We start from the raw sequence: 17,911 nt of genomic DNA, 5'->3' as shown, positions 1-17,911 counted from the left end.
GAAGGAGCCTTTTACTTTGCTATTCAATTCTGCTGATCTTTGCACCCAGGGAGGAAAGCTTGTCTTCAAGCTTTTCATATCCACGATCCAGGTGATAGATGCGGCTGACAACGGTTTCGCCCGAAGCCACCAGGCCCGCAAGCACCAGTGAAGCACTGGCCCGCAAGTCTGTCGCCATCACCGGAGCACCGGTCAACTGCCCAGGACTGCCACGGATAACGGCCACACGTGTTTTCGGAGTGATATCCGCACCCAGACGGCAAAGCTCAGTCACGTGCATGAAACGGTTTTCGAAAACGGTTTCAGTGATAACACTGGTCCCGTGAGCCACCGTCATCAGCGCCATAAACTGCGCCTGAAGATCTGTCGGGAACAATGGGTGAGGAGCCGTCGTGATATCCACCGCCTCCCACTGATCACAAGGGAAGACCGTCATAGTGTCTTTAGTGGTTTCAATCTTGAAGCCCGCTTCGCGCATTTTCAGGATCAATGCCTCCAGGTGAGCCGGCACACACTTGGTCACCGTCACTTGGCCTTTGGTGATCGCGCCCGCAATCAGCAAAGTTCCAGCTTCAATACGATCTGGCATGATGGAGTGTTTTGCCGGCGTCAGTTTTGCCACGCCTTCAATGCGAATCACGCTGGTACCATGACCGGTGATCTTTGCGCCCATCTTGTTCAGATATTCAGCCAGATCCACAATCTCGGGTTCTTTGGCAGCATTTTCCAGAACTGTGATTCCATCAGCAAGTGTTGCTGCCATCATCACGTTCTCCGTTCCACCCACCGTCACAGTTTCAAACAGGAAAGTTCCACCTTTTAGTTTCGGGGAACCTGCGTGAACGTAACCTTCTTTTTGCGTGATGGTAGCGCCCAAAGCTCTGAAACCATCAAGGTGCAGATCAATTGGACGGCTTCCGATAGCACAACCACCCGGCTGGGAAACAACGGCTTCACCGTATTTTGCCAGCATCGGGCCCATGCACAGAAAGCTTGCGCGCATCTTGCGAACCAGGTCGTAAGAAGCTTCGAAAGAAGAAGGTTTATTCACAGTGACGTGAAACTCTTCACCCACCCACTTCGTTTCACAACCCAAGCTGTTCAGAAGTTCAGAAGTGGATTCGATGTCCTTCAGCTTCGGCATATTTGTAAAGACGTGATTGCCTTCAGCAAGAAGAGTCGAAAACAAAATTGGAAGAGCGGCATTCTTTGCACCACTCGTAGCGACAGTACCTTTTAGTGGGCCATTGCCCATGACGACCATTTTATCCATGTGTTTCTCCGCGGATGACTCTATCATGCCCAGAAAGATCTTTGATGACACTGATTTCGTTAAATATTTTTAAGCTTTCATAGACCTGCTTCATCGCCGGCCCCTGACTCATTCCCATTTCCATCAACATCAAGCCCGGCTTCTTCAGGTAGGGGGCGAAAGCTTGGGACCATCCCTTTAGTAGGGCCAGGCCGCTGTCTTCGGCATACAAAGCCGAGTTGGGTTCAAACTTCTTAACGTTTTCTTCCACCTGCGGGTCATCCGAAGCGATGTAAGGAGGGTTGGAGACCAGCACATCAATACCGCTCAAACCGGTGAAGTCCTTGTAAGCCGACATGATGGCTTCCACATTCCCCGCATCCAAGTTCAGGAATTGAACCCGATCAGCCACCTCAAGGGCTTGCGCATTTCTTTGGGCGACTTCAATAGCCCCCGGAAGCAGGTCCACGGCGATCAGTTTCGCGTTCGGATATTCCTTCAACAAACTTAGTCCAATGCACCCCGAACCACACCCCAGATCAACAAGACCCAAGGAAGCTTCTTTATCGGAAGCCCAGGCAAGCACGTCTTCAACAATGTGTTCTGTTTCCGGGCGCGGGATCAGCACTTGGTTGTTCACCTCAAAACGGTGATTAAAGAAATCGCGATAGCCCAGGATGTATGCCACAGGTTCCCCCGAAGCACGACGGCGGACCAGTTCACGCAGAACGGCCAGCTCTTCATCCTTCATCGGCTGGTCAAAGCGCAAATAAAGCTGAATGCGTTCCAGTTTCAGCCCATGGGCCAAAAGCAGTTCCGCATCCAAACGTGGAGTATCGATTTTTTTGTCTTTGAAGAAAGCTGTGGTTTTATCGAGTATTTCTTTGAGTTTCATTCTTTAAGCAGAGGTTTGTTTTTTAAGTGCCTCTGCCTGGAAGTTAGCAACGAGTGGGTCGATCAGCAACTCAAATGAACCACTCATGACCTGATCCAGCTGGTGGATCGTCAAACCGATACGGTGATCGGTAATGCGGGTCTGAGGGAAGTTGTAAGTGCGGATGCGCTCCGAGCGATCTCCCGTACCGATTTGCTCCAGACGGACATCGGAAGCCTCTTTACGGGCCTTTTCGTCCTCGATCTGCTGCAGTTTTGCGTAAAGGATCTGGAAAGCACGCTCACGGTTCGTGGACTGTGATTTACCTTCCTGACATTTTACGTCGATACCTGTCGGCAAATGCACGACACGAACCGCTGATTCAGTTCTGTTCACCGACTGACCGCCGGAACCCTGAGAACGCATGGTCTCAATTCTCACGTCAGACATCGGGATCTTGATTTCAGAAACCTCAACCTCTGGGATCACCGCCACTGTCACAGTGGACGTGTGGATACGGCCTGCGGCTTCCGTTTTAGGAACACGCTGAACGCGGTGAACACCGGACTCAAACTTCATTTTACTGAAGACCGAGTCACCGGTGATGCTGGCAATGATCTCTTTGGCGCCACCGGCATTACCTTCAGAGAAAGAGATCATTTCCACTTTCCAGCCCTGAGAAGTCGCATAGTGAACATAGCCGCGGAACATTTCATCCGCGAACAAAGCCGCCTCGTCCCCGCCGGCACCGGCACGAATCTCAAGAATGGTATTCTTGTCGTCGTTCGGGTCTTTGGGAATCAATGCGATTTTAAGCTGTTGTTCAAGATCAGGTAGCTCAGCCTCAAGCTCTTTCACCTCTTCACGGATCAGTTCACGCATTTCTGCATCCTGTTCCGCAGTCAGAAGCTCTTTGCTGGCTTTCAGATTTTCAGTTTTTTTGCGATAGTCGCGATAAACCAGAACGATCTTTTCCAGATTTCCCAGTTCTTTCATCAAAGCACGGTATTGCGTCTGATTAGAGGCAATGTCCGGTCTTTGAAGAGCCATATTGACTTCTTCGTAACGAGATTCGACTGCATCCAACTTCGAGAACATGGCTGAGGCTCCTGGTACTAACGGATCGATTGATAGGTCTGATAAATCATGCTGATCGGGATTGGGACCATCGCTGAAAACGAAAATGCGGTTCGAAGATTGAACCGCATTTCATACAAGAACGTCCTCCGAACGGAGGGCCGAAATTTACTTCTTGCCGTAACGTTTTTTGAAACGATCGATACGACCTTCAGTATCCATCACACGTTGCTTACCAGTGAAGAACGGGTGAGATGCAGAAGAGATCTCAACTTTGATTAGTGGATATTCTTTACCATCTTCCCATTTAACAGTTTCGGAAGAGTGCAAAGTAGATGTTCCCAAGAAACTGAAGTCGCAAGAGATATCTTTAAATACAACAGTATTTACTTTTGGGTGTAGGTTTTGTTTCATGACCTGATTCCTTCTAAATAATTTAACCTATGGGTCTTAAGCTGTAAGGATGTAACATACTGACTACCCCGTGTCGAGCATAAATCGCTGCTTTTTTTAGCAACAGACATCCGATCCAGAAGCCCCCTTAGTTCATACAAACATTCGTGATTACATATATTTAAGTAATATCGAAGGCAGCCGGTGATTGCTTTGCGGGGTTCCTGCACCCCCTAGGAAAACCAGACCTCCCCAGAGCTGACAGCCCCTTGTATTTTGCCTTCGGCCCTGACGGATTCTTGAGAGCCACCCCCAGCGCACCTACCCTTGAGCCACTATAACAAGGAGGATTTCCATGAAGTTTCTGATCCCTTTTGCGGCCGTTTTAACTCTGTCTCATGTGGCATCGGCTGAAAGCATCTACTGCACCTTCACTGAACCCTTTATTTCTGTGTCCTATAATTCCGACACCAACAAAGTGAAAGTCTCCACCCCGGATCAGGGATCCGTTGAGCTGACCGGCAAAGTGACTTTTGATAAGGGCGGATTAATTCACATCACTTCTGAAGGGCTAAACCACAAGTTGACCGTGAATACGACCAAAGAGGGCTCTGACGGAATGTCAGACTTCGTATATCCATTTGAAGGTGTCATCAACACCGATCAAATCTACGGAGGTTGTGAAACCGACACCTTGAAAAAGACCGAACCCACTCCCGAACCAGAGCCACAACCGCAACCAGAACCCCAACCGCAGCCGCAGCCCGAGCCTCAACCCCAGCCACAACCAAATCCATAAATAAAAAAAAGGGAGTCCAACGACTCCCTTTTTTCTTAACTTCAAATTTCCAATCTCCAATTTCCAGCTCTAAGCAAAGCTTAGCCCGGTCCGGACATCGCTTTCAGGAAGTCGTTGTTCGTTTTTGTGCCTTCAACTTTATCGATCAGGAATTCCATCGCGTCGATAACGTTCATTGGCGCCAAAACTTTTCTCAGGATCCACAGACGGTTCAAGTCTGCTTTATCAACCAACAGGTCCTCTTTACGAGTGCCGGATTTGTTGATGTCCATGCAAGGGAAGATACGTTTTTCCATCAGCTTGCGATCCAGGTGGATCTCGGCGTTACCAGTACCTTTAAACTCCTCGAAGATAACCTCATCCATACGGGAACCCGTATCGATCAAAGCCGTCGCGATGATAGTCAAAGATCCGCCTTCTTCAATGTTACGAGCCGCACCGAAGAAACGTTTTGGTTTGTGAAGGGCGTTTGAATCCACACCACCGGAAAGGATTTTACCGGATGGAGGAACAACGGTGTTGTAAGCGCGCGCCAGACGAGTGATGGAATCAAGCAGAATAACCACGTCGTGTTTGTGTTCAACCAGACGTTTTGCTTTTTCGATAACCATCTCTGCAACCTGAACGTGACGAGTTGGTGGCTCATCGAACGTGGACGATACAACTTCACCTTTTACGGTACGTTGCATGTCGGTCACCTCTTCCGGACGTTCATCGATCAGAAGAACGATCAACTTCACTTCCGGATGATTGTGCGTGATCGCATTGGCAATTTGCTGCATCAAAACGGTTTTACCCGTTCTTGGTGGCGCGACAATCAAGGCACGCTGACCTTTACCCAATGGAGCCATCAAATCCACAACACGCGTGGTGTATTCACCAGGGCTGTGTTCCAGTTTCAGGCGCTCGTTTGGATAAAGCGGCGTCAAGTTGTCGAAAAGGATTTTGTCTTTGCCGTTTTCAGTGGTCTCGAAGTTCAGAGAATCCACTTTCAACAATGCAAAGTAACGCTCGCCATCTTTCGGTGGACGAACTGTGCCCGTCACGGTGTCACCGGTTCTTAGGCCGAAGCGACGGATCTGGGATGGAGATACATAGATATCATCCGGACCTGGAAGATAGTTGTAATCCGGAGAACGCAAGAAGCCGTAACCGTCCGGAAGGATTTCCAGAACGCCAGAACCATAAATGTCCTGACCCAGTTTCGCGGCACGTTTCAGAATTTCGAAGATCATGTCCTGACGGCGAAGACCGGCAGCGTTTTCGATTTTCAGTTTGTTCGCAAGCTCTGTCAGCTGCGTGATGTTTTTTGATTTCAAGTCCTTGGAGGACAACCAGCTCTTTTCCTCGTCGGTCAAAGAGATGTCGGCCAGATCCACGTCCTGGGCTTGCGCCGGCATTGTGGAGTGAGCATCGTCACCCATTGGCTGAGCTTCGTCGCGGTTGCGGTCATGGCGGAAGTCACGGCGCTGATTGTTGCCGCGGTCGTTTCTGTGACCACCACGATCATTTCTGTCGCCACGGTCGTTACGGTCACCGCGGTCATTGCGATCGCCACGATCACGATTGTCGCGATTGTGCGGGCGGAATTCACGGCGCTGTTGATTTTGTTGCTGAGGTCTTTCTTGGCGCGCTTCCGGAGCAGCGGCAGGAGCTGCTGAAACAGGGGCATTTTCGGAAGGTGCTGGGGCCGCAGGGGCGGCTTCGGCGGCCGGAGCTGGGGAAGCTTCAGCAGCGGGGGCGGAGGTATCTTCAGATGTACTCTTCGCAGTGCGAGTACGTTTTTTTGCCACCTCAACGCCTTGTTGATCTTTAGGTTCAGACAAACAAATTCTCCTTGTAGGATTTAATCAGAAAAAAGAGCGATATATATAGGAAGCTGATCCGACTGGATTCATGCTTATTCGTTATGACCTCACTGTCCTTGAGCCGCCCCCCGCTTGTCAATAGCAAAACTCTGGCGGCCCTTGCGCCCCCCAGCCTGTACCAGCTTGAAACAAGGTCGAGGAAACAGAAGATTGTTCATAATGTTCGAGGGTTTAACACTTTCCTTGTTTTCTAAAAATGAAGCTATTTCAGGTGTTTAAATATGAGCCTGGGTAAGTCCAGTTTTCAGAATTTTAATCCGAAAAGTTAAAAATCACCCGGACCCCCTATTAATTTTTGGTAAGTAATACCGAAAGGATAGTATCCAATTTAAGCACAAGGAGTCTGACGTGGAGGACACATATACAGTTCCGGCACCAAGAACCCCTCTTAACCTCGAGGTGTCTTTTAAGCGCAATTACGCGCGCGAAGAGACCAAAGGCACGCTTAAGAATATCAGCATCACGGGAGCCTTTTTAGAGTTTGAGGGCGGAGAAGTTCGCGCCAATGAGAAGCTAAACCTGGTCATTATCGTGGCCGGTCGTGAGCGCAAGATCGCCGCTCATGTGATCTGGACCAATTCGGTTGGGGTCGGTGTGAAATTCATGCCGGTGAACAATCGCGATGTTCAAATTGTTGATGACCTGATCTATTTCGTGGAGAACTCCCGAAACGATCGACGGTCAGTGATGGACACGATCTTCAAGAAAGTCGGATAAGATCCGCAAAAACAAAAAGAGCGAGTGAAAACTCGCTCTTTTCTTTTTTGGAGAACCCGGGAACCTGATTATGTTCCTACGTGGGTGTTGTCCATAGCCTGTTGTTCAAGCTCTTTCTGTTTTCTTTTCTTTCTCATCACAATCAGTACTGCCAAACCTGCGGCTGCCAGACCAACAACTGCCAAAGCCATTGTTGTGTCGTTGTCCATGCCGGTCGGTGCTTCTTCAGCCACTTGCGGAGCTGGAGGGTTGATTGCTTCCACTGGTGGTGGTGGAGGTGGCGCCATGTCCTGAGCCATGTCCGGCGGAGGAGGAGGCGGAGCCATATCACCCGCTTGTTCCATTGGCGGAGGCGGGATGTCCATTTGAGCTTGTTGAGCCATTGGATCTTCCGGCATTGGTGGAGCCGGGATCTCTTCTGCAGGAGCCTGCATGTTGCCAGCCACTTCCTGGTGCGGTTGTTCCATTGCAGGTTGCGCCGGAGCCGGAGCAGCAGCCACGGCGCCGCCTCTCCAGTAACGAAGCTCAGTGCCTTCAGCAATGTTGCCTTTGGAATCTACAGAGTTGGAAGACCAAACTTCTTTCCAGGCATTGTCATAACCCAGAAGGTCTTTGGAAACTTTTCTGATGTTGTCACCGGATTTAGCCACGTAAGTTTCTGGCGCAATGCCGTTGTCTTCGTAGTAAGTGATCATGCGTGCAGAATCGTCCGGACGATGAGGGGAGCTGTAATAAACCTTGTCACCAGCACGAACGTCGCGGGAATTGAATGTCGGATTTCCTTTTTTCAGTTCCTTGCGCTTGTCAGCGCCATAGATCATCTGGCTGATGCCTTTCAGGCTGTCACCCGGGCGAGCGAAGTAAACTGTATTGAACCAAGTCCCGCCGGCTTTCCAAGGAGTCGTTGCAACCTTTTGTAGAGGTGCGCTGGCTTTTTTCGGAGCCTCAGAAGAGGAATCAACCACGGTCGTGGAGGATTCAGTCACAGTCGAGCTTTCAAAAACAGAGTTGGAAGAAGTGTCCGTCGTGGTCGTTGTTTCAGCCACAGATGTTGTTGGAGCTGGAACATCAGCCGCCGGAGCTTCGGCAAACGGATCTGCTGGCAATGTTTCGGTGGTGGTCGCGACGTCGGTCTGTTCTGTTGTCGCCTGATCGTCACCTAGAGTCGTTTCAGCAGTTGTTGTGGTTGTTTCAGTAGTGGTAGTGGTTTCGCCCAGAGCATCTTCTGGAAGTTGGTCGCTGGCCAAAGAGTCGTCACCAGCAATTTCAAGGGCGTCATCACCTTCTAGTTTTTCAAGGTCTGCGGAATCGAAGTCGGAAGCAACTTCAGCGTCTGCTTGGCTATCTTTAGACGTACAGCTTGTTACTTGGAATGCCAGACCTAGGCACGCTAGTAAGATAACGAGTTTTTTCATCATGTATTCATCCTTGATTGATGCCACGAAACATACTGTTTCAGTTAAGCGTTATTAACAATCTAAGCACAAGATCGAAGTCATGCAAACACTAAGAAAATCACTGGACTTTTGATCTAGTGGATCTTGAGTTTGGAACCCATCTTTATTTTATTTTTATCGAACCAACCTTTGTTCATTTCAAGCGCATATTTCGCAGGTTGTGCACTGGCATAGGACGGCAGGGCTGCGTCCGGCACACCTTTGCCGGACTTCATTTCCTTCACATCAATCAACGTCAGACTTTTGTCGAAGTACCCGATGGACAGATCTATTAATGTATTCTTCATCCAGAAGAACCGGGTTTCCTCGTTCTTAAATATAAAGAGCATTCCTTCATCTTCGCCCATCTGCGAGCGGAACATCAGACCACGCTCGTGCTGGTCCGGTGTTTCAGCGATCTCCACGACAAAAGTCTTGGAGCCCAAAGTGACTTTCTTTTTTGAAAAGTCCCTGGCCGCAAAGGCCTGCGGAAGCAGGACCAGGAACAGTCCTGCGAACATGACAAACTTAGCGAGCGTAGAACATTTCCAGCGCAACACCATAACGAACCCCTTTGGTCGTAACAACCATACCTTCTAATTTCAAAGCTTCCACCACTGCCAGCAGAATCGAAGCTCCAGCAAAAATAATATCCGCTCGGCCGCCCAGATGATACTTGGTCTTTTTTTCTTCGACTGTGGTACGGGCAAATTCCTCCACCCAGTGAGCCAGACGGTCCTTCTTCAGGAAGAAGCCATCGACCTTCTTTTCATCAAAGCCACCAACCTCAATCGCCACCAGAGCGGTTGGCGTTCCCGCCACTGCCACGATCTGATCAATCTTGTGCTTTTGAATTTCAGGCAGAATTGCTTTCAGTTGTTCCTGAATGAATGCTTCCAAAGGCTTGCGGTCTTTTTCAATCACCGGTTGATTGGTGATGAATTTTTCTGTCAGACGAACTCCGCCGATATCAAGACTGTGGCCATACAGGATGTCAGCCCCTTTGCCAACGATCAGTTCAGTGGAGCCACCACCGACGTCCACCACCAGGGAAGTCACATTGGGATTGGTGCCACCCGCGGTACCGCCCAAATAAGTAATTCTTGCTTCATCTTCGCCCGGAATGATTTCAATAGGAATGCCCAGTTCTTCACCGATACGAAAAAGCTCCTGACCATTGCGAGCGTCACGCGCCGCTGACGTCGCCATCGCCAGAATCTGATCCACGTGTTCAGAATCGATTTCTTTTTTGAATTCAGTCAGACACTGACGGGCTCGGGCTAAAGCATCCGGATGAAATTCACCGGTCTGCCCAACTCCTTGACCCAAACGCACCACCTGCATCAGATCACGGTGCACCTTTTTGATTCCATCCTTGTCGCCTGAAGCAATCAGGCACAGGAAGGTGTTGGTTCCAAGATCAAGTGCTGCAACTTTTTTCATTTCAAATATCCTGTTCTATTTCAATTTCTCTAAAAGAATCTTATTCACAAGATCCGGATTGGCCTGACCCTTGGACGCTTTCATCACTGCGCCGACAAAGAAACCAAAAAGGTTCTTCTTTTTGCCGGACTTGTGATCTTCCACAGTCTGCGCGTTGGCTGCCAGCACTTCATCCACCAGCTTTTCAATGGCGGCAGGATCCGAGATCTGCACCAAGCCCTTGTCCTTCATGATGACTTCCGGATCATTTCCAGAGGCCCACATTTCCTGGAAAATGGTTTTTGCGATTTTACCGGAAATTGTGCCCTTGTCGATCATCGCAATCATTTTGCCCAGCTGCGCCGGTTTGATTGGTGAATCCTTGATGTTTTTATTGGCAGAATTCAGTTCGCGCAAAAGCTCGGTCATAATCCAGTTAGAGGACGCCTTGAAGTTTCTGGATTCTTTGGCGGTGTCTTCATAGAAATCAGCCAGATCTTTTTCCGTGGTCAGCACCGTGGCATCCAGTTCCGGCAAGGCATGTTCATCCTGGAAACGTTTGGCGCGGGCAATCGGAAGCTCAGGCAGTTCTTTTTTGTATTTCTCAATAATGCTGTCGGTGACAATCACCGGCTGCAGATCCGGATCCGGGAAATAGCGATAGTCCTGCGCATCTTCTTTGGCCCGCATGGAGAACGTGCGGTTTTTATCCGGATCCCACAGGCGGGTTTCCTGAATAATCTTATCACCACGCTCGACACAATCAATCTGGCGCTCAATCTCATATTCGATGGCTTTTTCAACAAAACGGAACGAGTTGATATTCTTGATTTCAACTTTGGTGCCGAACTGAGTCGCACCCTCTTTGCGAACCGAGACGTTGCAATCACAACGCAGTGATCCTTCTTCCAGATTCCCGTCACAGACATCCAGATAGCGAACGATCTGACGAATGGTGCGCGCGTATTCCGCCGCTTCCTGCGGTGTGCGCATGTCAGGGCCGGACACGACCTCCAACAAAGGAATGCCCGAGCGGTTGTAGTTAATCAATGTGTATTCACCGTGATGATTGGATTTACCGGCGTCTTCTTCCATATGGGCGCGGGTGATGGAAACGGTTTTTTCTTTTCCATCCACCTTGAAGGTGATCGATCCATTTTCACAAATAGGCTGATCGTACTGAGAGATCTGATAACCCTTGGGAAGATCCGGATAGAAATAGTTCTTGCGCGCGAAAACAGATTTGCGGCGAATGTCACATCCCAGGGCTAGACCCGTTTTAATCGAGTACTCAACCACCTTGCTGTTTAAAACCGGCAAGCTGCCGGGCATGCCCACACTGACCGGCGAGGTGTTTTCATTGTCACCAGCTTCAAAGGCCGTTGATTCCGAGCTGAAGATCTTGGTTTTCGTGCTAAGCTGCACGTGAATCTCAATACCGATGACGGCTTCATATCCTCTAGATGACATGGGGATGTTTTCCTTTCACCAAAGAGGCGCCTTCCAGCGCGTAAGCCACATTCAGCATCTTTTGTTCCTCAAAGTGACCCGCCGTCAGCTGAACGCCGATCGGAAGACCGCTTTGTGATTGCCCATAGGGAACACTCATTCCCGGAAGACCGGCAAGGTTTGTCGAGGTCGTAAAGATGTCATTCAAATACATCGCCAGGGGATCAGAAACCCGTTCGCCAATCTTAAAGGCGGGCGCTGTCGTCACCGGACTTAGGATCACATCACATTTTTTGAAAGCTTCCAGGTATTGTTCCATAATCAGGCGGCGCACCTGACCGGCCTTGTTGTAAAAGGCGTCATAGTAACCACTGGAAAGACAATACGTCCCCAGCATAATACGACGTTTGACTTCAGCACCGAAGGCCTGGCCCCGCGTCTGGCTGTAGAACTCTTCCAGATCCACGGCCGAAAGATTTTTAAATTCGGCACGGTATCCGTACTTCACGCCGTCATAGCGGGAAAGATTCGATGACGCTTCGCTGGCCGCCACCAGGTAATACACCGGCACGGCAAATTCGGTCATGGGAACAGAGACTTCAACAATCTCGGCTCCCAGTTTTTTCAATGTATCCACCGAGTTTTCCACAGTCTTTTGCACGTCTGGATCCAAAGAACCAGTCATGTATTCTTTCATCAGACCGATCTTCATGCCTTTGACATCGGCTTTCAGACTCTGGCTCCAGGCCGGGACTTTTTTCTGAGCGGTGGTGGAATCGTGCGGGTCAAATCCTGAAATCACTTCCAGAGTCAAAGCGGCATCCTTCACGGAACTGACCATGGGGCCAGCCTGATCCAACGAAGACGCATAGGCGATGATGCCGTAGCGGCTCACACGGCCGTAAGTGGGTTTCACGCCGACAATGCCACAGAAACTTGCGGGCTGACGAATCGATCCGCCGGTGTCTGTCCCCAGCGTTCCTGCCACCAGACGCGAAGCTTGGGCGGCGGCAGAGCCACCGGAAGATCCTCCGGGCACTCGTTCCAGGTCCCACGGGTTTTTCACTACACCGTGGAAAGAAGTTTCATTGGAAGAACCCATGGCAAATTCATCCTGGTTCAGTTTTCCCATCACCACAATGCCAGATTTTTTCAGACGAGCCACGGCGGTGGCATCATAGGGCGGAACAAAATTTTCCAGAATCTTGCTTCCGGCAGTGGTTGTCAGACCCTTGGTGCAAAACATTTCCTTAATACCAAAGGGCACGCCCGCCAACAGACCGACGTCCTCGCCCTTGGCGATGCGGGCATCCAGGGCATCGGCGTCTTGAACGGCCTGAAGATTCAATGAAGTGAACGCATTCAACTTTGGATTTAAGGCATCAATGCGCTTTTGAAAGTGCTGTGCAACTTCCTTGGCGCTGACTTTTCGGGATTTGACGGCGTCGGCGATTTCAGAAATAGAGGCAAATGTTAAATCCACAATCAACCTCCTAAACAACCGGTGGAACTTTGAAAAGGTTGCCCGCGCGGTCCGGCGCATTGCCGGTCATTTCATCGGCAGTGAATTCCTGACTGACGACATCTTCACGCCAATAGGATTCAACCTCCGTCGGCGTCACCAAAGGTTCAATCCCGGCGGTGTTGATTTTTGAAATCTGCTCAAAGTGAGTCAGGGCCTTGGCCAGCTGGGTGCTGTATTCCTGGGCTTCTTCATCCGACACATGCAGGCGGGCAAGTTTGGCAATCGCTTCGATCGTCTTTTTGTCAATCACCGGAAGCTCCTCTCGGTCTATCGACATTTAAGCTAGTACAAACTGCGTTGGGAGTCATCTTTTGCCCAATGCGTTTGATGGTGACTGGACCTCAGAGATAGGTGCAAATTGTTCTATGTCCAAAAAACGCCACGAAGAGCTAAAAAAGATCATTTCTGAACACGACCACAACTATCATGTTCTGGATAAGCCCACCATTACAGATTACGAATACGATCAGCTCTTCAATGAACTTCTGGAACTTGAAAAAAGCACCAAAGGTCTGGATCTTAGCGATTCACCTTCCCTGCGAGTGGGCGGAACTGTTTTGGAAGGCTTCGCAAAAGCCCAGCACCGCCTGCCGATGCTTTCACTGGCAAACAGCTATTCGCCCGAAGATATTTTCGAATTCGATGAACGTGTTAAAAAATTCCTCAACACCGAAGAGCCGGTGGAATATCTGTGCGAGCTTAAATTTGATGGCCTGTCCATGGAGCTGATCTATGAAAAAGGGCAGTTTGTTCGCGCCATCACCCGCGGCGACGGCACGGTGGGTGAGGACGTCACTCACAATATTAAAACCATCAAAAGCATCCCGCTGAAACTGTCTCATAAAAATCCGCCAGAACTGCTGGAGGTGCGCGGGGAAGTTCTGATGTTCAAAGAGGACTTCGCAAAGCTGAATGAAACCCAGCAAGAAAACGGGCAGCAGACTTTTGCCAATCCCCGCAATGCTGCCGCCGGAACCGTGCGCCAGCTGGATTCCCGCATTGCCGCTTCTCGTCCGTTGCGTTTCTTTGGTTATGCCTTGGGCGCGGTGGACGGTGAAAGCTTCAACACTCAAAAGAACATTCAGGAATACTTCAGCGATCATGGCATCCCGACGGTACTTCACTACAAAGAAGAACTGCTGGTGGTGGCCAAGGGGCCTGAAGAGGTCGTGAAGTACTATCACCACATTGAAAAAGTCCGCCCGAAACTTCCTTTTGATATCGACGGTGTGGTGATCAAGGTCAATTCGCTGCGACTGCAAGATGACCTGGGGCTGGTGGCCAGAAGCCCGCGATGGGCCACGGCCGCGAAGTTCAAGCCGGAACAGGCTCAGACCACCGTGGAAGACATCGTGGTTCAGGTGGGTCGCACGGGCGCGCTGACGCCAGTGGCGATCATGAAGCCCGTGAAAGTGGGCGGGGTCACGGTTACAAACGCCACTTTGCACAACCAGGATGAAATCACCCGCAAAGACATCCGTATTGGCGACACCGTGATCATTCAGCGCGCAGGCGATGTGATCCCCGAAGTCGTCGAAGTTGTAAACCCTGACAAGCGTCCGGCGGATCGTCTGCCTTATTCGATTCCTGAAAACTGCCCGGCATGTAATTCCATCGCGGTGAAAGCCGAGGGCGAAGTGGTCACCCGTTGCGTGAATCCACTGTGTATCGCCGTGGTGAAAGAATCGCTGAAACATTTTGTGGCAAGACGGGCGATGAACATCGACAAGGTCGGCGATCGTCTGATTGAAACCCTGGTCGACAACAAACTGCTGACCCGCTTTTCGGACTTCTATCGCCTGACGAAAGAACAGATTCTTTCTTTGGATCGTCAGGGTGAAAAATCCGCCGACAATATCATCAAGTCCATCGAAAACAGCAAGAACCCGACACTGGCGCGATTCATCTTTGCACTTGGAATTCGTTTTGTGGGTGAACAGACCGGAAAACATCTGGCCGATCACTTCCTGACAATTGATAAGTTCCTGGAGGCCAGCGAAGAAGAACTGCTGCTGGTGCCGGAAATCGGCGCCAAGGTTGCCAAATCCATCCGCGACTGGACAGGAAATCCCAAGCTGGTGGATGAAGTTCACGCCATGCTAAAACTTGGAGTCACCATCGCCGGCCCCGTGCGTGCACAAGAGGGTTCTCTTTCCGGCATGAGCTTCCTGATCACCGGAACATTGCCGGTGAAGCGTGATGACGCCAAGGGCCTGATTGAAAAGAATGGTGGGAAAATTCTGGGCTCGGTTTCATCCAAGCTGAATTATCTGGTCGTGGGTGATGATCCAGGATCGAAAGTGGAAAAAGCCCAGGGGCTGGGTGTAAAGATCATCTCTTGGGAAGAACTTCAGGCCATGATTTAGTTTCTGCCGTAAACGCTTGTAAGGCGCTGGATGTCACCGGCGCTCAGTGCGGCACTCGGGGCAAGTTGGGATTCTGTTTTTGATTTCATGGTAACACCGCCGTTTTCACTGAACGCGGTCGGCTGATAAAGCATGACGGATTCATAATCAAATGCCGAAGCCCCGCTAAGCACCATCAACGATGCGGGGAAAATTTCAAAGTTGTGTTTGTACTTTTCCTGAATATTATCCCACATCACTTCCACAAACCGGTCCCGGTCACTGCGATTTTGTTCATGGATAAACCCCAGGGCGTGCATGATCTCATGAGTGATCTCGGTCACACCGCACCCCCCGGAAATCCACAGGGGCTGCTTGCCGCCGACTTTTCCCAGATAGGATTTACACCCTGATCCGGCTTCAAACACCAGAACATCTTCCTGATTGGTGTAAGGAACAAACTTGATGGGGGTTTCTACAAACGCGGCAATAGCCTGAATGATCTCTGACTTGTTGGGCACATCATTCTGAATATGAAAAGGCACGACACCGCCTTCCCATAACTGAACACTTTCCAAAGCCACACTGCCGCGGACTTTGGCGCTGCGGGGAACCCCGATCACGATGTCTTCGTTAACAACGGCCACACCGTCTTCCACCACATAGGTCACTTCGTTCTTGGCAGAAACCTCATCATGAGGTGACGAAGGCTCTTCATAGGGAACACTTTCGCTGACCGCTTGCACGGTCTTCATCTCAAAGACCGAGGCCACGGCACCCGGCTCAGAGTCGGAGGCTGTTTCTACATCTTCGGACTCTTGGTGTTCAATAGAGGACGCCGACTGAGGAATGTCAGGACTTTCGGAAGGTTTCGGCCACAGCAGATAGACAACGACCACGGCAAGAACCAGAAGGACGGGCACGGCTTTTTTAATCATTCAAACTCCGGGGGAATTTTCAGTGCTAAAAAATGCAAAACCCACGGTTTCAGGGCCGTGGGTTTTAAAATTGAACCAATGCTGAACGAATTTTCGTTCGACCGAATTAAAGGTGGTCGATAACGATATCGCGAGCCATTACGGTTTTACGACCGTCAGCTTTTGCAGATTCAACGCCTTTCAAGCACAGTTGCTCAATGGCTTTACTGAGTACGTCAATAGTCTCAGCAGATGTGTTCATTTGACCTTTTTCTTTGATCAGTTTTTTAACTTTGCTTGTTACTACAAGTACTTCTGCCATGATATACCTCTCCATCCATGTTAATCGAACAGCTAAAAGGTTTGCATAGGGTCCTGTGAATGACAATATGAAATCTTCTTGCGGCGCACTAATTTAAGAGCGACCCGGGTTCATTAACAGCTCTGGCTTTCCGTCAACGAACTTGAAAAGCTCTGCCTGACGGGATCCGGCCTCACCCGGCGATATCCACACGAACGTTTTTTGATCCAACGGCTTGGTGCATTCCACATCCAAAAAGGCCGGCGACCAGCAACCACTGTTCAAGTGTTCGACGGACCCGATCATCTCATGACGGGTGTGATGGGTGTGCCCGTAAACTATGCGATTCACCTTGGTGATTGCGCTGGTCATGGCCATCACCCGGTCATCGGGTTCTTTGTAGCCAGACACGAGGGACGTCACCGACTTGCTGTAAAATAGGAAAAACGGCAGCAGCAAGAACAGTGGAATGAATGCCCAGAAGAACGAGATTTCATAGATGGCCCGCACAAAGATCATCAGCTGGAAGATCAGATAGAAAGCCACAAAGATAATAAACGCACGATCCAACCACAGTTCGCGCGCCAGCAAAAATGGATTGCTGGCCGCCGGCGCCACAAAGAGCTCTTTCAGCTCACGCACCATGCGAGGTTCGGCATTTGCTTTCTCCGCAATCAACGACACACGGTCTTCGATCTTCAGTGGATTTCTCATCGGCGCTGCCAGTCGGTCATAGAACGAGTGAAGCAAAGTCAGCACCGAACCCCAGAACCACGTCAGCACCAGTCCCGGCTGCGCACGCAGCATGTATTTCACGAAGAACTTAATGTACTGCGGAATACTCATGATGTAGTTACTGTCCACATGCGGGTTGAAGAAACCCATTCCATTCATCAGATAACGACAGGCCAGATTTCCAAACGGCAGCTTCAATGAAACAAAATTATAACCACGAACAAACGGATTGATCGGATCCTCACACATGCAATACGGATCGTACTGATTGCCGTGTTCAATCAACGTGTCCTGATTGCTGATATAGAACCATTCAACAAAACGAACCTGATGTTTTTTGTCTTCCGGCAGGTTCAGATGACGATAGATCTCGGCCTGCACTTCCGTGAAGTGCAGTTCCAGATCATGATTGCCAATCACAAAGACCGCGCGGTTGCCACGAAGTACAAACTCGCGCAGAGCACGGACCCAGTCGGCATGGTCCTTCAAAATCACTTCAATTTTAAAACGGGATCGCTCTTCAATCGGGAAAAGCCCGCGGCGCTTTTCAAGACCGCTGACATTAAAGACCGGCTCATCCGGTAAGCGCAGAACGCTGTCAAAATCAAAAATGTCACCGTTCAGAACAAGTTCAACGGAAGCGCCTTGTGCCTTTTCTTCACAGTTCTTCAAGAACACTTCAAACGTGTCATCAAAGAAGAACTGACGAGTCTTGAATTTCTTCCACAACGGAAAGCGCAGGTTCACGGGTTCAGCTTCACACAAATGCAAATCACTGATGATCGCTGTGTGCGACGCCAT

Annotated in this window: 17 protein-coding genes; 3 read left to right on the top strand and 14 right to left on the bottom strand. The window is 50.0% G+C overall.

The window, feature by feature from the left end; translation table 11 throughout:
- Nucleotides 1-19: 19 nt before the first annotated feature.
- From murA to BDT_RS00315, 4 genes are all read right to left on the bottom strand, one after another.
- Entirely contained in the window at nucleotides 20-1,273 is a 1,254-nt protein-coding gene (gene murA / locus BDT_RS00330; protein WP_041576733.1) for a UDP-N-acetylglucosamine 1-carboxyvinyltransferase, read from the bottom strand.
- Nucleotides 1,266-2,147, bottom strand: a complete 882-nt coding sequence (gene prmC / locus BDT_RS00325; RefSeq protein WP_015089272.1) for a peptide chain release factor N(5)-glutamine methyltransferase — start codon at nucleotides 2,145-2,147, stop codon at nucleotides 1,266-1,268. Before prmC ends, murA begins: the two co-directional genes overlap by 8 nt.
- 3 nt (nucleotides 2,148-2,150) lie before the next feature.
- Entirely contained in the window at nucleotides 2,151-3,224 is a 1,074-nt protein-coding gene (gene prfA, locus BDT_RS00320) for a peptide chain release factor 1 (RefSeq protein ID WP_015089271.1), read from the bottom strand.
- 147 nt (nucleotides 3,225-3,371) lie between these two features.
- Entirely contained in the window at nucleotides 3,372-3,617 is a 246-nt protein-coding gene (locus BDT_RS00315; RefSeq protein WP_011162689.1) for a type B 50S ribosomal protein L31, read from the bottom strand.
- Between the two features lie 334 nt (nucleotides 3,618-3,951).
- Here BDT_RS00315 and BDT_RS00310 point away from each other — a divergent pair, with 334 nt between their 5' ends.
- Nucleotides 3,952-4,395, top strand: coding sequence for a hypothetical protein (locus tag BDT_RS00310; RefSeq protein ID WP_015089269.1), 444 nt, complete (start codon nucleotides 3,952-3,954; stop codon nucleotides 4,393-4,395).
- Between the two features lie 80 nt (nucleotides 4,396-4,475).
- On the opposite strand, the gene rho is transcribed toward BDT_RS00310, so the two are convergent.
- Nucleotides 4,476-6,221, bottom strand: a complete 1,746-nt coding sequence (gene rho / locus BDT_RS00305; RefSeq protein ID WP_015089268.1) for a transcription termination factor Rho — start codon at nucleotides 6,219-6,221, stop codon at nucleotides 4,476-4,478.
- A 390-nt stretch (nucleotides 6,222-6,611) separates the two neighbouring features.
- Here rho and BDT_RS00300 point away from each other — a divergent pair, with 390 nt between their 5' ends.
- The gene (locus tag BDT_RS00300; RefSeq protein ID WP_011162686.1) at nucleotides 6,612-6,980 is read left to right on the top strand and encodes a PilZ domain-containing protein; all 369 of its coding nucleotides are present in this window, start codon (nucleotides 6,612-6,614) and stop codon (nucleotides 6,978-6,980) included.
- Between the two features lie 68 nt (nucleotides 6,981-7,048).
- On the opposite strand, the gene BDT_RS00295 is transcribed toward BDT_RS00300, so the two are convergent.
- The 6 genes from BDT_RS00295 to gatC form a co-directional block, all read right to left on the bottom strand.
- Nucleotides 7,049-8,398 (bottom strand): LPXTG cell wall anchor domain-containing protein, encoded by a 1,350-nt coding sequence (locus tag BDT_RS00295; protein ID WP_235046206.1) that lies wholly within the window; start codon nucleotides 8,396-8,398, stop codon nucleotides 7,049-7,051.
- 113 nt (nucleotides 8,399-8,511) lie between these two features.
- Nucleotides 8,512-8,937 (bottom strand): DUF192 domain-containing protein, encoded by a 426-nt coding sequence (locus tag BDT_RS00290; RefSeq protein ID WP_015089265.1) that lies wholly within the window; start codon nucleotides 8,935-8,937, stop codon nucleotides 8,512-8,514.
- Between the two features lie 7 nt (nucleotides 8,938-8,944).
- Nucleotides 8,945-9,859 carry a Ppx/GppA phosphatase family protein gene (locus BDT_RS00285; protein WP_015089264.1) on the bottom strand — a complete coding sequence of 305 codons (915 nt, stop codon included), beginning with the start codon at nucleotides 9,857-9,859 and terminating at the stop codon, nucleotides 8,945-8,947.
- 15 nt (nucleotides 9,860-9,874) lie between these two features.
- Nucleotides 9,875-11,308 carry an Asp-tRNA(Asn)/Glu-tRNA(Gln) amidotransferase subunit GatB gene (gene gatB, locus BDT_RS00280; protein ID WP_041576730.1) on the bottom strand — a complete coding sequence of 478 codons (1,434 nt, stop codon included), beginning with the start codon at nucleotides 11,306-11,308 and terminating at the stop codon, nucleotides 9,875-9,877.
- Nucleotides 11,298-12,770: an Asp-tRNA(Asn)/Glu-tRNA(Gln) amidotransferase subunit GatA gene (gene gatA, locus BDT_RS00275; protein WP_041576728.1), complete on the bottom strand. Its 1,473-nt coding sequence runs from the start codon at nucleotides 12,768-12,770 to the stop codon at nucleotides 11,298-11,300. The genes gatB and gatA overlap by 11 nt, the downstream gene beginning before the upstream one ends.
- Nucleotides 12,771-12,780: 10 nt before the next feature.
- Nucleotides 12,781-13,062 (bottom strand): Asp-tRNA(Asn)/Glu-tRNA(Gln) amidotransferase subunit GatC, encoded by a 282-nt coding sequence (gene gatC, locus BDT_RS00270; RefSeq protein ID WP_015089261.1) that lies wholly within the window; start codon nucleotides 13,060-13,062, stop codon nucleotides 12,781-12,783.
- A gap of 115 nt (nucleotides 13,063-13,177) precedes the next feature.
- Between gatC and ligA the strand changes: the two genes are divergently transcribed.
- Complete coding sequence (ligA, locus tag BDT_RS00265) at nucleotides 13,178-15,178, top strand: NAD-dependent DNA ligase LigA (protein WP_015089260.1); 2,001 nt, start codon at nucleotides 13,178-13,180, stop codon at nucleotides 15,176-15,178.
- Here the strand turns inward: ligA and BDT_RS00260 are convergent.
- The 3 genes from BDT_RS00260 to BDT_RS00250 form a co-directional block, all read right to left on the bottom strand.
- On the bottom strand, nucleotides 15,175-16,095 hold the full coding sequence (locus tag BDT_RS00260) for a M12 family metallopeptidase (protein ID WP_015089259.1): 921 nt from the start codon (nucleotides 16,093-16,095) through the stop codon (nucleotides 15,175-15,177). The genes ligA and BDT_RS00260 overlap by 4 nt on opposite strands.
- A 106-nt stretch (nucleotides 16,096-16,201) precedes the next feature.
- On the bottom strand, nucleotides 16,202-16,396 hold the full coding sequence (locus tag BDT_RS00255) for a histone-like protein (protein WP_011162677.1): 195 nt from the start codon (nucleotides 16,394-16,396) through the stop codon (nucleotides 16,202-16,204).
- Nucleotides 16,397-16,489: 93 nt separating this feature from the next.
- On the bottom strand, nucleotides 16,490-17,911 hold the full coding sequence (locus BDT_RS00250; RefSeq protein ID WP_015089258.1) for a metallophosphoesterase: 1,422 nt from the start codon (nucleotides 17,909-17,911) through the stop codon (nucleotides 16,490-16,492).

Origin of the sequence: Bdellovibrio bacteriovorus str. Tiberius, assembly GCF_000317895.1 — a bacterium.
In the GTDB taxonomy this organism is placed as follows: Bacteria; Bdellovibrionota; Bdellovibrionia; order Bdellovibrionales; family Bdellovibrionaceae; genus Bdellovibrio; species Bdellovibrio bacteriovorus_F.
Note: the sequence above shows the minus strand (reverse complement) of the source record. Positions and strands in the feature narration are given on the sequence as shown.